This is a genomic window from Curvibacter sp. APW13, assembly GCF_032337135.1.
GTDB lineage: Bacteria > Pseudomonadota > Gammaproteobacteria > Burkholderiales > Burkholderiaceae_C > Allorhodoferax.
Map to the genome: position 1 here is coordinate 454,832 of NZ_JAVXZZ010000001.1, position 13,949 is coordinate 468,780.

Below are 13,949 nucleotides of genomic sequence, written 5' to 3' on the forward strand. Positions count from 1 at the left end.
CCGCAGCTACCCCCACACCCCGTGCAGGTACCACGGGGTTTCGGCATCGCTGCGGGCAGCCAGACGCTCGCGAAACACCCACACCAGCCCCACACCCGCTAGCTGCGCCAGCCGGTAGTCGCGCAGCACCGGCACCCCGTCCAACCACCCCGTCTCCAGCCGCTGCACCGGGCCCAGCAAGCGCAGCCGCTGGGGCGCGACCCGGCTCGGCGGCTCCAGCAGCAGGGGCGGCAGCAAGCGCGCGGCCTGCGCCAGCGCCGCAGGTGCAGCCGCTGCATCCATGCCCCATTGAGCACCAGCCCAGGAAGAATGTGCGTGAACAGCTCTTTTTTTAATAGCAACTGGATGCGGAGGCAGGGTTCCGGTGTGGGGGGCCCAGTGCTGCATGGCCTCGGGCTGGTGTGCGTCGCACAGCTGCACCCCCAGCACCTGCTCGGCACCCAGCCGCGCCGCCAGCCGCTCCAGCGTGGGCTGCAGGGCTTCACCCTGGCGCTGCACCTGCGCCAGCAGGCTGTGGCTCTCGCCGCCCATCGGCGCCGTCTGGCGGCTGTGCAGCTGCAGCACCAGCACCGGTGCCGGCAGCTGCACCCGGGCCAGGTGCTCGGCCAGCAGGCGCTGCAGGTGCGCCATGTCCTGGGTCGGCTGCGCCGTGCGCAGCAGCAGGCGTCCGCAGTGGTCGCCCTGGTGGTAGGCATCGCGGTGGCGCAGGTTGGCCCGGCGTGCGTCGAGCTCCCACACCAGCTCCAGTGCCAGCACCCCATGCTGGCGGGCGCGCAGCCACTCCAGCAGCAGCGCCAGCAGGCGCCGCGCACCGAACAGCAGGCCCGGCGCACTGTCGACACTGGCGGCCAGCTCGACGCGCTGTGCAAACCGCGCCGGGGCCTGGAGCCAGTCGTAGGTCTCGGGGGCATCGCCCCAGGCGCGGTCCAGGGCATCGAGCAGGCCCTGCCCGAAACGGCGCACCACCCCGCCCCGTGGCAAGGCCCGCAGCTGCCCCCAGGTGCGCACCCCCATGCGCGCCAGCAGCTCCGCATGGGGCCGCGCCGCAGCCAGGGCCTGCAGCGGCAGCGCCTCGGGCGGCAGGGGCGCATGCAGTGGCGAACCGGCCAGCAAACGCCCAACAGCTACCAAAGATGTAGCGCCTTGCGCATATTCCACCGGGGCCAGCGGCTTGTTTTCGATGTAGATCCGGCGCAGCAGGGCAGCCTGGCCACCAAACAGGCGCACGCTGCCCGAGAGCTCCATGACCAGCACACCATCGACCTGCGCCACCAGCGGCGTGCGTTGCAGGCAGCGCCAGGCCAGCACGGCGGCCACGTTCTCACTGCCGGGGGCAGGTGCCAGCGGCTGCACCGGGCCGGGCGCCGCCGCGGCCTCAGGCGCGGTGCGCAGTGCCAGCCACCACATGCGTGTCTCCCGCCGCCAGTACCGTCGCCACGGCCGCCACCCGGGCGCCCAGATGCACCGGGGCCTGCAGCGGCGGCCCGCGGCGCTTGATTACCTCGACCTGCAGCGCGCTGTCCGTTCCATGCGGCGCCAGCCCCAAGCCCAGCCGCAGCACCGCCGCCGAAGCCTGCTGGCGCGCACTGTGCTCACGCAGGGCAAAGAACAGGCTGCCATGCTGCACAGCGGCCAGGTGCAGACGCCGCAGGTGGGCCGCCTGTGCGCCGTGCGCCGGGCCAGGCAGCCACAGCAGCACCGCATCGGCCTGGGCACAGCGCAAGGCCTGCTCGGCAGCCCACAAGCGCTCGTGCTCCTGGTCGGGTGCCAGGCGCAGCCACACCAGGCGCTGCGCCGCCAGGCCCTGGGCCGCGAGTGCGGGCGCAAACGGAACCCCAGGGGGTGCCACCAGCACCACCGCCCCTTGCCCGCTGCGCGCCAGCGCCGGCAGCAAGAGCCGCCACTCGCTGTGCTGCCCCGGAGGCTGCAACAGCTCGCACAGGGCCCCCACCGGCCACCCTCCGCCCGGCAGCACGGCGTCGAGCGCTGCATGGCCGCTGGCCAGCACCGGCTGGGGCGCCGCCGACAGGCTGTCGGCACGCCACAGACCGGCATGCAAATGGGCAAGGGATGCAGCCGTTGGAGCATCCGGAAGGGCAGACATGGTGGAAGAAGCCAGGCATTTATACTGTGTTTTTGTACAGTATATCGAGGCTTTTCCCTGCTGTACAGCCCTGCCCTGGCCTGCATTGGCACAAAACATGCGTACTGCGGCGGCATCCGTTCGACCAAGGTGCAAAGGCTCCACGCATGACGCTATCGCAACGCTTTCTGAAGTGGCTCGGAACCCTGAGAGTGAGCCGCAAGCTCATGCTCATCTACCTGCTCGACCTCACTGCGGTGATCTACGTCTCGAGCATCCTGATCCACGAGAAATACCTCGGGATCGATTTCGCCCGCAAGGAAATTGTGGGAACCCACTACATCGAGGCGGTCCGGGCCACACTCATGACGGCGTACACCTCGCCGGGCGCCGATCTCTCGGCCCCGCTGCAGAACCTGGCCTTCATCCGCAAGGACGAGGACGACAACCTGCAGGCGCACCGGGAAGCCGATGCCTTCGAGATGGCCCTGGGCCAGGCCCGGCAGATGCACCACGAAGCGGCTTCGCAGTCACAGCAGTGGCAGAGCATCCAGGCCCTGAACGACTCCGCGTCGGAGTTGATCCGTACTGTAGGCAACCAGTCCAACCTGATCCTGGACCCGGACCTCGACAGCTATTACGTGATGTCACTGGTCGTGCTGCGCTACCCCGAACTGCTGCGCTCGATCACCTCCATCGATGCCTATTTCCAGTCTCCGTCCGCGCACCCGCATGCCAACCAGACCGTGGACATCCTGCGCCTGCGGGGCGGACTGGACGCCGCATGGGCCGGCATCGAGGCCGATCAGATACAGGCGCAGCGCGCCGGTACACCCCAACTGCAGGGGCGGCTGCAGCCATCGCTGCGGTACCTGCAGCAGTCGGTGGGCAAGTTGCAGAGCTATCTGGCAGAACAGGCGCAGGCCCCGACCGAGCGGGACGCGGCACAGACCTCACAGCTGACGCGGGCCGCCATGCTTGCGCTCGACAGCGCCTGGCACAACCAGCTGGAAGACCTGGAAGGCCTGCTGCATACGCGAGTCTCGGGACTGTTTGCCCGCATGTGGCTGCACCTGGGAACCGCCCTGCTGCTGCTGATCGGCATCCTGACGCTGGTAACGGTCGTGGCGCGTCAGATCGCCACGCCCCTGGACCACCTGGCCAAGGTAGCCAACAAGGTGCGCAAGAGCAATGACCATACGCTGCGCGCCCACTGGGACAGCCAGGACGAGATCGGCCAGCTGGTGTGGGCCTTCAACGACATGCTCGAACAGCTGGACCGCGACCGCCTGATCCAGCAGGAACTCGCCGCCAGTGCCCGTGCTGCCCAGGCACAGAAGGAGTTCGTGGAGGCCCTGCCTGTGCCGCTGGTGGTGACCTCGGTACCGGAACACCGGGTACTGCATTCGAACGCATTCGCCCAGCCGTGGCTCAACGACCAGCAGCTCGACCCGTGGCGCCACGGTCTCGAACCGGGTGTACGGGCACGCTTCTTCCAGCGACTGGCCGACCAGGGGCACGTGGACGAGTTCGAGGCACGCTGGAAATCTCCCACCGGTCCGATGTGGGCCGTGCTCTCGGCCCGGCGCCTGCAGTACCAGGGGCAGGACGCCTTGCTCACCGCATTCACCCCGATCAACATGCTCAAGGTCATGGAGCAACGGCTGGAGCTGTGGGCCAAGGTGTTCGAAGCCTCCAACGAAAGCATCATGATCATGGACGCGGGCCTGAAGATCGTGAGCGTGAACCGGGCCTTCTGCCGCAGCACCAGCTACGACTTCTATGAAGTCGTGGGCGAATCGCTGACCACCCTGATCAGCGAGGGCGACCAGGCGCTTTCGACCCAGCTACCCGAACTGCTGCAGAGCCAGGAGTCGTGGCAAGGGGAAGTCTGTCTGCGCCGACGCTCCGGCGAAACCTACCCGGCCTGGCTCATGGTATCGGCAGTGCGCGACAAGCAGAAAGACGGCGCGATCACCCAGTTCATCGGCATCGCGCTGGATATCACCGACCGCAAGAAGAACGAGGAACGCATCCGCTTCCTGGCCCTGCACGATGTGCTCACCGAGCTGCCCAACCGCTCGCTGTGCGTGCAACGCCTGGATCAGGCACTCAACCAGGCGCGCCAGACCGGCGAGCAGGTGGCCGTGCTGTTCATCGACCTGGACCGTTTCAAGGCCATCAACGACACCCTGGGTCACCACATCGGCGACGGGCTGCTGCGTTCGGTGGCTGCACGGCTGGGCCAGGCCGTGCGCAGCCGCGACACGGTCAGCCGCCTGGGTGGCGACGAGTTCGTGGTCATCCTGCGTCACGTGGTCAGCAAGGACGAAGTGACGGCCCTGGTCGAGCGGCGTTTGATCCCCCTCATCCGCCAGGCGCACGAGGTGGAAGGCCAGGAACTGCACGTCTCCTGCAGTGTCGGCATCGCCGTCTATCCGCATGACGGCAAGACCATCGAAGAACTGATGCGCCGCGCCGACGCAGCCATGTACGAAGCCAAGACGGCCGGGCGCGACATGGCACGCTTCTACTCCCCAGAAACCGATGAGCGTGCACTGCGGCGCCAGGCCATGGAGGCCCAGCTGCGCAAGGCACTGGAGCGCAACGAGCTTCACCTGTGCTACCAGCCGCGCCTGCAGGCGGGCAGCCTGCAACTGCTCAGTGCCGAAGCCCTGCTGCGCTGGAACAACGCCGAGTTCGGTGCCGTTCCTCCGTCGGAATTCATCCCCCTGGCGGAAGAGGCAGGGCTGATCCGATCCATCGGTGCCTGGGTCATCCAGCAGGCCTGCCTGCAACTGCAAGCCTGGAGCCTGCGGGAGCAGGAAGGCATGCCCAGCCCGCTGCAGGAGGTGCGCATCTCGGTCAACCTGTCGGCAGCCCAGCTCGGCGACCCGGAACTGGTGCCCGAGATCCGCGCCATGCTGCAAGATGCCGGCATCCGTCCGGACCGGCTGGAACTCGAGATCACGGAGTCCCAGCTCATGGACAACGCATTGGTGGCACAGCAGCAGATCAGTGCCCTCAAGGCACTCGGGCTGCACCTGTCGATCGACGACTTCGGCACAGGCTACTCCAGCCTGGCCTACCTCAAGCGCTTCGACATTGACCGGCTCAAGGTGGACAAGTCCTTCGTGCAGGACATGCTGCACGACAGCGCCGACATGGCGATCGTGCGTGCCGTCATTGCCTTGGGGCACTCACTGGGCCTGGAAGTGGTGGCAGAAGGGGTGGAAAACCTGGCCACCGCACAGGTGCTTACCGCGCTCAACTGTGACGAGCTGCAGGGCTACCACTTCAGCCGCCCGCTGGCCAGCGATGCCTTCGCCGCCTGGGCCGAAGCGCCACGCAACGATATCGGCACCGCATCGACCCGGCAGGGACAGCGCTGAACAGGTTGGGCGCTACCGCCTCAGAAGGTCTCCCACCCGTCATCCCCGCCCGCGGCCTTGGGGGCCGGTGCCGGTTTGGGCGCAGCCACCGGCGCGCTCTTGGGTGCGGGTTTCGGTGCCGGCTTCAGGGGCGTGGTGTGGGCCATTGCGCTTTTCGCAGTGGCGCTTTCGCGCCGCTCGGTGCCGGCGAAGGGCTTGGCACTGGAGTTCGGTGCGCGTACCTGCATCTTGCTCGGGGCCTGGTGGCCGTCGGCCAGCTTGAACACCGCCACCGTCTGCACCAGTTCCTGCGCTTGGGATTTGAGGCTCGACGCTGCAGCCGCCATCTCTTCGACCAGGGCCGCGTTCTGCTGCGTGGTCTGGTCCATGGAGCCGATGGCCTCGCTGATCTGGCTCACGCCCAGGCTCTGTTCGTTGGAAGCCGCGCTGATTTCGCCCATGATGTCGGTGACGCGCTGGATCGAGGCCACGACTTCGGTCATGGTGCTACCGGCCTGGTCCACCAGGGTGGTGCCGTGCTCTACCTTCTCCACGCTGGCAGTGATCAGGGCCTTGATTTCCTTGGCGGCTTCGGCAGAGCGCCCGGCCAGGGCACGTACTTCGGAGGCCACGACAGCGAAGCCTCTTCCCTGTTCTCCGGCACGCGCGGCTTCCACCGCAGCGTTCAGGGCCAGGATGTTGGTCTGGAAGGCGATGCCGTCTATGACGGAGATGATGTCGGCGATCTTGCGGCTGGAGTCGTTGATGTCCTTCATGGTGTCGACGACCCGACTGACGACTTCACCGCCCTGGACGGCGACGGAAGACGCATTGGTGGCGAGCTGGTTGGCCTGGCGGGCGGCGTCGGCGTTCTGGTTCACGGTGCCGCCGAGTTCGCTCATGGAGGCGTTGGTTTCCTCAATGGCAGCGGCCTGCTGCTCGGTGCGGGCGGAGAGGTCGTTGTTGCCTTGGGCGATTTCGGCGGAGGCGGAAGCCACGGACTCCGAGCCCTGGCGTACCGACGAGACCACCTGGGCCAGGTGCTGGCGCATGTCGTCCATGGCCTGCATGAGCTGGCCGAACTCATTGGTGCCGCGCACCGGCACAGCCACCGACAGGTCGCCCTTGGATACCGCGGTGGCCACTTCCACCGCCTCGCGCACGGGTTCGGTGATGCTGCGAATGAAAGCCCAGGACAAGGCAACAGCGCCCCCCAGGCACAGTACCAGCACCGCCAGCACCAGGTACTGGAACCGCTGGAAGCGGGACACCCGCGACTGCAGCGAATCCGCCAACAGGTTCATGGCATCGGCATTGAAGGCATACAGACCTTCAATGGTGCGCGTGAACTCGTCGAAGTACTGGGGCGCCGGGAAGATGAGTTCTTCCGCATTGAACACCTTGGTGTCGGCCAGCCCGCGGGCGCCCTCCACCAGAACCTTGGCCGCATCCGCCTTGGCAGACAGCGCGGCCTTCAGGTCCGGGTTCAGGTTCATGGCACGGTTCAGGTTACGGTACATGTCCCCCAGCTGCTCGCCAATGCGCTTGTCCAGCGCGATCAGACCGGCCCGCGCTCCGGGTGTCATGTTGCCCACGGTCAACAGGTTGGCCCCCTGGGCTCGCATCTGCCCCAGACTTTCCCCCAGCGCGAGCATGTTTACGAGCGACGACTGGATCAGGAAGAAGGCATCGGCTTCGCTGTCGGTGGCCAGACCGAAATCGACCAGCACCCCTTCGTTCATGACCAAGATCTTGGAGATCAGCTGGGTGTGCAATCGGGTGCTGTCCGCGGCCTTGAGTTCCTTGCTGTCCACCCCTTTTTCCACCACCACCCAGGCTTTGCGGATTTCGTCCCAGGCAGCCATCGTGGGTGCCGAGACACCGATGCGCTTGAACTCTGCCTCCAGGGCGTCCATGTGCTTGTTCACGGAGTCGCGTGCGGCAGGCCGACGCTGTGCCAACGTCTCATTGCCCCCCAGCGCTCCGGCCGACAGGCCGCGGTGGATCTGGGCAAAGCGCACCACGTTGTTGAGGCTGGCCACAGCCTCGCGGGCACTCGCCTCCCGTTGGGCCGTGCGGACTTCGGAGAGTGAGTTCTGCAGGTACAGCGTGGTCGGCAGCGCCAGCATGACCAGCGAAATGACGCCCAGGATCAGAAACTTGGACGCCAGCGAAAGACGATGCAGCAACGGCATGATCTCCTCCCTTGGAATTTACATTGCACACAAAGCGTCGTGCATGTTCTTGGAAATATACAAGGCTACCACCACGCGTTCCATTGGAACATGACTTGAGTCAATACACCCAGGAGAATCCGGACGTCTGTCGCACTCGCCCTGCTGCGCGCGACCCGCATGGTGTCAACGCCCCATCCCTGCGGGGTTCAGTGCATCTTTCCAGGCCGGGTCACTGGCCAGCTTGCGCACCATACCCTCAAGGTAACGCTGCAGGGCTGGCTGCCCTTTGGGCAGCATGAAGCTGCGCTCGAAGCTCTCCACCGGACGCACAGACACCTCGATGCTGGTGTCGAAATCACTGACCTGCTTGCGCAAGTAGCCGATCGAACCGCTGGGGACCCAGGCGAAATCCACCCGATCGCGCTTGAGCTTCTCGACGTTGCACAGCAGGTTGTAGCAATCCTCGCGCATCAGGCGACCGGCCTGGACCAGCGGGTCGAGCAGCCCATAGCGGTGCCCGAGCGTGGCCCCAAACCGCAGCCCGGCCAACGATTCAGGGCCGGTATAGCGAATGGCGCTTCCCTTGCGCGTGAGCAGGTGGTTGCCATCGGCCATGTAGGGCGGGCTCCAGGCATACGTGCTCGTCGCATCCGGCCCGAAAAAACGCGGCACAGCCCAGGGCACCACCCACAGGGCGGCCGGATCGGCCAGGTACAGGTCCAGGCGCTTGCGCGGCAGCACTTCGGCCACAAAACGGTACTGGCCATTGGCATGGCGTGTGAGGTATTCGGCCAGTTCGAAGGTCAGGCCTTCTTCGGCACCGGTCTGGAATGGAGGGTAGTCGTATTGCGACATCAGGCGAACGGTCACCGCACCCGATACCGGTGTTTGTGCCCACGCCATGCCACACGGCAGGCTGATCAGCAGCAGCCACCACCATCGAACGCTGTGCAACACCCTCATGGACACTCTCCTGGGACGGACCGGATTCGGAATCGGTACCGCACCATGGTACCGACCTCCCAGGCCAAATGCCAGCGGCCCGAGGGCGCCCACCTGCCCCTCAGTGGCCGGTTTCGCCTATCGTCGGCCAGCGCCAGCGGATGTAGAACCACGAACACAGGCCCAGGCCCATCATCAGCAGCGACGCCAGCGCCAATGCCACCGTGGAGTGCATGACCAGCGGAGCCACCACACCGGCCACCAAGCCGTTGGCACTGGAGCCAATGAACATCTGCAGGCTCGACGCCATGCCACGGCGTTCGGGGTGCAGGTCCAGCACCAGCAGGGTCACCACCGGCACCATCAGGGCCCAGCCGAAGGCGAACACCGCAATCGGGAACAGTGCCCAACGCACGTCGGCCTGGAACAGCGCATTGAGCACCAGGTTGAGCACCCCGATCAGCAGCATGATGACAAAGCCATGGCGGATCTGGCGCTTCGGGGCCATCTTGCCCGCCAGGCGCCCGCTCACCGCCGCGCCCCCCATGATGCCGCTGATGGTGAGGATGAAGAACCAGAAGAAATGCTGTGGCGTAAGCCCCAGGTGCTCGCCCAGGAACACCGGGGCGCTGAGCACGTAGAGGAACATGCCGTTGAACGGGATGCCACTGGCCAGAGCCAGCAACAGGAAACGCGGGTCCGACCCAAGCTGCCAGTAACCGGCCAACAGGTTGCTGGGGTGGAAGGATTGGCGCTGCTCCTCGTGCAGGGTTTCGGGCAGCAGGCGGTAGATCGCCAGCCACAGCGCCACACCGATGGCACTGAGGAACCAGAAGATCGCATGCCAGCTCACCTGCACCAGCAGCCAGCCCCCCACCATGGGAGCGATGGCCGGGGCCACGCCGAAGAAGATGGTGACCTGGCTCATGACCTTCTGGGCCTGGTCAGGCGGGAACATGTCGCGGATGATGGCGCGTGAAATCACGATGCCCGCCCCCGTGGACAACCCCTGCATGGCACGGAAGAAGATCAGCTGCCCGATGGTCTGCGACAGTGCGCAGCCCACGCTGGCCAGGGTGAACACCGCCAAGCCCCACAGCACCACGGGGCGCCGCCCCACGCTGTCGGAGATGGCGCCGTGGAACAGGCTCATGAAGGCAAAGGCAAACAGGTAGGCGGAGAGCGTCTGCTGCAGCTGTACCGGGCTGGCGTCCAGCGTGCGGCCCATGTCGGCAAAGGCCGGCAGGTAGGTGTCGATGGAAAACGGCCCCAGCATGCCCAGGAGAGCGAGCAGGATGGCAAAAGCCCACTGCGGGGCCTTCCACAGGTCTTTGGCGTTCGGATTCATGGCATTCGGGTGTGCGGACAGCACCCCATTGGAACACGACGGCGGCATCTGCTAAGCTGATCCGCATCATTTGCCCCTATGGATTGGAGTGACCATGCCCGGACTGCTGCCCCACATCGACCCCGACGGACTGCTGGAGTTTTCGGTGGTGTACACCGACCGTGCGCTGAACCACATGTCGCAGCGCTTCCAGGGCGTCATGAAGGACATTTCCGCCATCCTGAAGGAGGTGTACCACGCACGCTCCGTGGCCCTGGTACCGGGCAGCGGCACCTTCGGCATGGAAGCCGTGGCGCGCCAGTTCGCCACGGGCAAGAAGGCGCTGGTGATCCGCAACGGCTGGTTCAGTTACCGCTGGACCCAGATCTTCGAGATGGGCAATATTCCTGCCGAATCCACCGTGCTCAAGGCGCGGCGCACCGGCACCGAGAAGCAGTCGCCCTGGATCCCCTGCCCGATCGACGAGGTGGTGGCCACCATCCGCACCCAAAAGCCCGACGTGGTGTTCGCACCGCATGTGGAAACGGCCGCCGGCATGATCCTGCCCGACGACTACCTGAAGGCCGTGTCCGACGCCGTGCACGAACACGGCGGCCTGTTCGTGCTGGACTGCATCGCCTCGGGCGCCATGTGGGTGGACATGCAGGCCACCGGCGTGGACGTGCTGGTGAGCGCACCGCAAAAGGGCTGGAGCAGCTCGCCCTGCTGCGCCATGGTCATGCTCAGCGAGCGCGCCCGTACCGCCATCGACAGCACCACCAGCACCAGCTTTGCCTGTGACCTCAAGAAGTGGCTGCAGATCATGGAAACCTACGAAGGCGGTGGCCATGCCTACCATGCCACCATGCCTACCGATGCGCTCACGCGCCTGCATGCCGTGATGCAGGAGACGCGCGACTACGGCTTCGAGAAAGTTCGCCAGGAACAGCAGGAACTCGGCGCCAAGGTCCGTGCCCTGTTCGAGAGCCGGGGAATCCGAAGCGTGGCGGCCGATGGATTCAAGGCCCCAGGCGTGGTGGTGAGCTACACCGAAGACGCCGGCATGCAGTCGGCCAAGAAGTTCATCGCGCTGGGGCTGCAGACGGCCTCGGGCGTACCGCTGCAGTGCGACGAACCCGCCGACTTCATGACCTTCCGGGTGGGCCTGTTCGGGCTGGAAAAACTGCACAACGTGGACCGCAGCGTGGCCCACCTGGCCAGCGCGCTCGACCAGATGCAGGGCTGATGCACACAACAGTGCCATTCCTGAGACGGCGCTCTAACTGGCACTAGGATTTACCCGAATTTAGCGGTTTTTGGTGCCGATTTTGGGGTTATTCAGCGGGGGTTTCGCTTAATTCGAACGACAATGCTTTTCAGTGTTCGTTCCTTTCCCGGAGATATTGATGGCTGCCCAAAAACTGATTCTCGATTATGTCTACGACCACGAAGCCAAGCTGGCCGACCAGGTTTTCATGACCCAACCCCTGGGTGGAGACGCTGTGGCGGACTACACCTGGGCCCAGACCATGGACCAGGCACGGCGCATGGCGGCCTACATCCAGGCACAGAACTTCGAACCTGGTGCGCGCATTGCCATCCTGTCCAAGAACTGCGCCCATTTCATCATGGCCGAGCTGGCGATCTGGATGGCTGGCGGTACCACCACGGCCATCTTCCCCACGGAAACCGCCGACACCGTGAAGTTCGTGCTGGAGCACAGTGGTGCGAGCATGCTGTTCGTGGGCAAGCTCGACACCTTTGACCAGCAAAAGCCCGGCATCCCCGCAGGCCTGCCCTGCGTATCCTTCCCGCTGGCACCCAAGAACGACTACACCAGCTGGGACTCCATCGTCGCCAAGACCCAGCCGCTCAAGGGCAAGGTGTCCCGCAAGCCAGAAGACATCGCCATCCTGATGTACACCTCGGGCTCCACCGGCACCCCCAAGGGTGTGATGCACAACTTCAAGGGGGTGACCGAAGCCGCCAGCATCGAGATCGACGCGGTGCGCGATTTCATCGGACGCGACGTCCCGATCCGCATTCTTTCCTACCTGCCGCTGTCGCACGTGTTTGAACGTGCCTGGGTGGAGTGCACCTCGCTGGTCTATGGCAAGACCCACCTGTTCTTCGCCGAGTCGCTCGACACCTTCGTCAAGGACCTGCAGCGCGCCAAGCCCACCGTGTTCCTGTCGGTGCCGCGCCTGTGGCTCAAGTTCCAGCAGGGCGTGTTTGCCAAGATGCCGCCCAAGAAGCTCGACCGCCTCATGGGCATCCCGATCCTGGGCAGCATCATCCGCAAGAAGGTGCTCACGGGCCTGGGTCTGCAGCACGTCAAACTGGCCGGCTCCGGCTCCGCGCCCATTCCCGCCGAGCTGATCGCCTGGTACCGCAAGCTGGGCCTGAACCTGATGGAAGGCTACGCGATGTCGGAAGACTTCGCCTGCTCGCACTTCTCCACGCTGGAAATCAACGCCCCCGGTGCCGTGGGAACCCCGCTCAAGGGCGTGCAGGTGCGCATCAGCGAAGAAGGCGAAGTGCAGATCAAGTCCCCCGGCACCATGGCCGGCTACTACAAGCGCCCCGACCTGGACGCTGAGGTGTTCACCGAAGACGGCTACTTCCGCACCGGCGACAAGGGCGAACGCCGTGCCGACGGCCTGCTCAAGCTCACCGGCCGTGTCAAGGAACTGTTCAAGACCGCCAAGGGCAAGTACGTGTCGCCCGCCCCCATCGAGAACAAGATCAACGCCAACCCCATGATCGAGCAGAGCATGGTGTCTGGCGTCGGCCAGGTGTCTGCCTACGCCATGGTGGTGCTGAACGAGACCCTGCGCCCCAAGCAGGACAACCCCGAAGTCCGCAAGGAAGTCGAGGCCGAGCTGTCCAAGATGCTCAAGACCATCAACAGCGAGCTGGCGGACTACGAGCAGCTGCGCATGTTCGTGGTGGTGCGCCAACCCTGGTCGATTGAGAACGGCTGCCTGACCCCAACCATGAAGATCAAGCGCGCCAAGATCGAGAACGTGGCCGAAGCGCAGCTGGAAGCCTGGTACAACACCAAGGGCGCCGTGATCTGGGCCTGAGGCACAGCGCCCGATGGCCTTCGACCTGAGCCAAGCGCCCCGCCAGAGCGGGCGCTGCGCGCTCATCACCGGGGCCAACATCGGCCTCGGCTATGAAACCGCCAAAGCCTTTGCGGGCTTGGGCGGTTCTGTCATTCTGGCCTGCCGCAATGTCCAGAAAGCCCAGGCCGCCCGCGACAGCATCCTGGCCATCCATCCGCAGGCTGAAATCCTCGTCGAGCAACTCGACCTCAGTGACCTCGCCAGCGTGCGGGCCTGTGCGGCACGCATCCTGGCCCAACGCCAAACCCTGGACCTGCTGATCAACAACGCCGGCATCATGATGCCGCCCTACAGCCTGAGCACGGACGGATTCGAGAGCCAGTTCGCCGCCAACTACCTCGGCCACTTCGTGCTCACCGGCGCCCTGCTGCCCTTGCTCAATGCCACGCCGGGCGCCCGCGTGGTCACGCTCAGCAGCCTGGCCCACCGCTGGGGCCCGATCCGCTACGACGACCCCCATTTCACCCAGGGCTACGACAAGCGCCGCGCCTACGGACAGAGCAAGCTGGCCTGCCTGGTGTTCGCACTGGAGCTGCAGCGACGCCTGGCTGCCAGCGGCGCGGGCACCCTGTCGGTCGCAGCCCACCCGGGTGTGGCCGCCACCAACCTGGGCCAGCACTTGCCTGGGGTGGCCCGCTGGCTCATGCCGGTGGCTGGGCTGATTTTCAATACGGCCGAAGGCGGCGCTTGGCCTACGCTGTACGCAGCACTGGGCCAGGACATTGCCGGGGGCGACTACTGCGGACCCTCGCGCATGCGCCAGATGAGCGGCCCGGCCACCAAGGTCGGCTGCAGCCGCACCGCCCGCGACCCCGAGCAGGGCCGCAAGCTCTGGACGTTGTCCGAACAACTCACGGGCACCCACTACCTGGATTGACTGCGGCTGCGCCAGGGGCGGTGCAGCACCGCTGCGGATGCTAC

The 13,949-nt window shown here is 65.6% G+C and carries 9 protein-coding genes; 4 read left to right on the top strand and 5 right to left on the bottom strand.

Features of this window, described 5'->3' with window-relative positions; translation table 11 throughout:
• Positions 1–6: 6 nt before the first annotated feature.
• Positions 7–1,407, bottom strand: a complete 1,401-nt coding sequence (locus RQP54_RS02040) for a DNA polymerase Y family protein (protein WP_315676503.1) — start codon at positions 1,405–1,407, stop codon at positions 7–9.
• Positions 1,376–2,104 carry a translesion DNA synthesis-associated protein ImuA gene (gene imuA / locus RQP54_RS02045; RefSeq protein WP_315676504.1) on the bottom strand — a complete coding sequence of 243 codons (729 nt, stop codon included), beginning with the start codon at positions 2,102–2,104 and terminating at the stop codon, positions 1,376–1,378. The genes RQP54_RS02040 and imuA overlap by 32 nt, the downstream gene beginning before the upstream one ends.
• 146 nt (positions 2,105–2,250) lie before the next feature.
• Here imuA and RQP54_RS02050 point away from each other — a divergent pair, with 146 nt between their 5' ends.
• A complete protein-coding gene (locus RQP54_RS02050) occupies positions 2,251–5,475 on the top strand; it encodes an EAL domain-containing protein (RefSeq protein ID WP_315676505.1) in 3,225 nt (1,074 codons plus the stop codon).
• Between the two features lie 20 nt (positions 5,476–5,495).
• On the opposite strand, the gene RQP54_RS02055 is transcribed toward RQP54_RS02050, so the two are convergent.
• From RQP54_RS02055 to RQP54_RS02065, 3 genes are all read right to left on the bottom strand, one after another.
• Positions 5,496–7,649 (bottom strand): methyl-accepting chemotaxis protein, encoded by a 2,154-nt coding sequence (locus RQP54_RS02055; RefSeq protein WP_315676506.1) that lies wholly within the window; start codon positions 7,647–7,649, stop codon positions 5,496–5,498.
• Between the two features lie 165 nt (positions 7,650–7,814).
• Complete coding sequence (locus tag RQP54_RS02060; RefSeq protein WP_315676507.1) at positions 7,815–8,594, bottom strand: hypothetical protein; 780 nt, start codon at positions 8,592–8,594, stop codon at positions 7,815–7,817.
• Positions 8,595–8,694: 100 nt separating this feature from the next.
• Complete coding sequence (locus tag RQP54_RS02065; protein ID WP_315676508.1) at positions 8,695–9,921, bottom strand: multidrug effflux MFS transporter; 1,227 nt, start codon at positions 9,919–9,921, stop codon at positions 8,695–8,697.
• Between the two features lie 94 nt (positions 9,922–10,015).
• Between RQP54_RS02065 and RQP54_RS02070 the strand changes: the two genes are divergently transcribed.
• From RQP54_RS02070 to RQP54_RS02080, 3 genes are all read left to right on the top strand, one after another.
• A complete protein-coding gene (locus tag RQP54_RS02070; RefSeq protein ID WP_315676509.1) occupies positions 10,016–11,146 on the top strand; it encodes an aminotransferase class V-fold PLP-dependent enzyme in 1,131 nt (376 codons plus the stop codon).
• 160 nt (positions 11,147–11,306) lie between these two features.
• Positions 11,307–12,986 carry an AMP-binding protein gene (locus tag RQP54_RS02075; protein WP_315676510.1) on the top strand — a complete coding sequence of 560 codons (1,680 nt, stop codon included), beginning with the start codon at positions 11,307–11,309 and terminating at the stop codon, positions 12,984–12,986.
• 13 nt (positions 12,987–12,999) lie between these two features.
• Positions 13,000–13,905 (top strand): oxidoreductase, encoded by a 906-nt coding sequence (locus tag RQP54_RS02080; RefSeq protein WP_315676511.1) that lies wholly within the window; start codon positions 13,000–13,002, stop codon positions 13,903–13,905.
• The last annotated feature ends 44 nt before the right edge of the window (positions 13,906–13,949 follow it).

Excerpts from the sequence above, each read along its gene's own strand:
- RQP54_RS02040 (WP_315676503.1), bottom strand. The coding sequence starts at position 1,407 with ATGTGGTGGCTGGCACTGCGCACCGCGCCTGAGGCCGCGGCGGCGCCC.
- imuA (WP_315676504.1), bottom strand. The coding sequence starts at position 2,104 with ATGTCTGCCCTTCCGGATGCTCCAACGGCTGCATCCCTTGCCCATTTG.
- RQP54_RS02050 (WP_315676505.1), top strand. The coding sequence starts at position 2,251 with ATGACGCTATCGCAACGCTTTCTGAAGTGGCTCGGAACCCTGAGAGTG.
- RQP54_RS02055 (WP_315676506.1), bottom strand. The coding sequence starts at position 7,649 with ATGCCGTTGCTGCATCGTCTTTCGCTGGCGTCCAAGTTTCTGATCCTG.
- RQP54_RS02060 (WP_315676507.1), bottom strand. The coding sequence starts at position 8,594 with ATGAGGGTGTTGCACAGCGTTCGATGGTGGTGGCTGCTGCTGATCAGC.
- RQP54_RS02065 (WP_315676508.1), bottom strand. The coding sequence starts at position 9,921 with ATGAATCCGAACGCCAAAGACCTGTGGAAGGCCCCGCAGTGGGCTTTT.
- RQP54_RS02070 (WP_315676509.1), top strand. The coding sequence starts at position 10,016 with ATGCCCGGACTGCTGCCCCACATCGACCCCGACGGACTGCTGGAGTTT.
- RQP54_RS02075 (WP_315676510.1), top strand. The coding sequence starts at position 11,307 with ATGGCTGCCCAAAAACTGATTCTCGATTATGTCTACGACCACGAAGCC.
- RQP54_RS02080 (WP_315676511.1), top strand. The coding sequence starts at position 13,000 with ATGGCCTTCGACCTGAGCCAAGCGCCCCGCCAGAGCGGGCGCTGCGCG.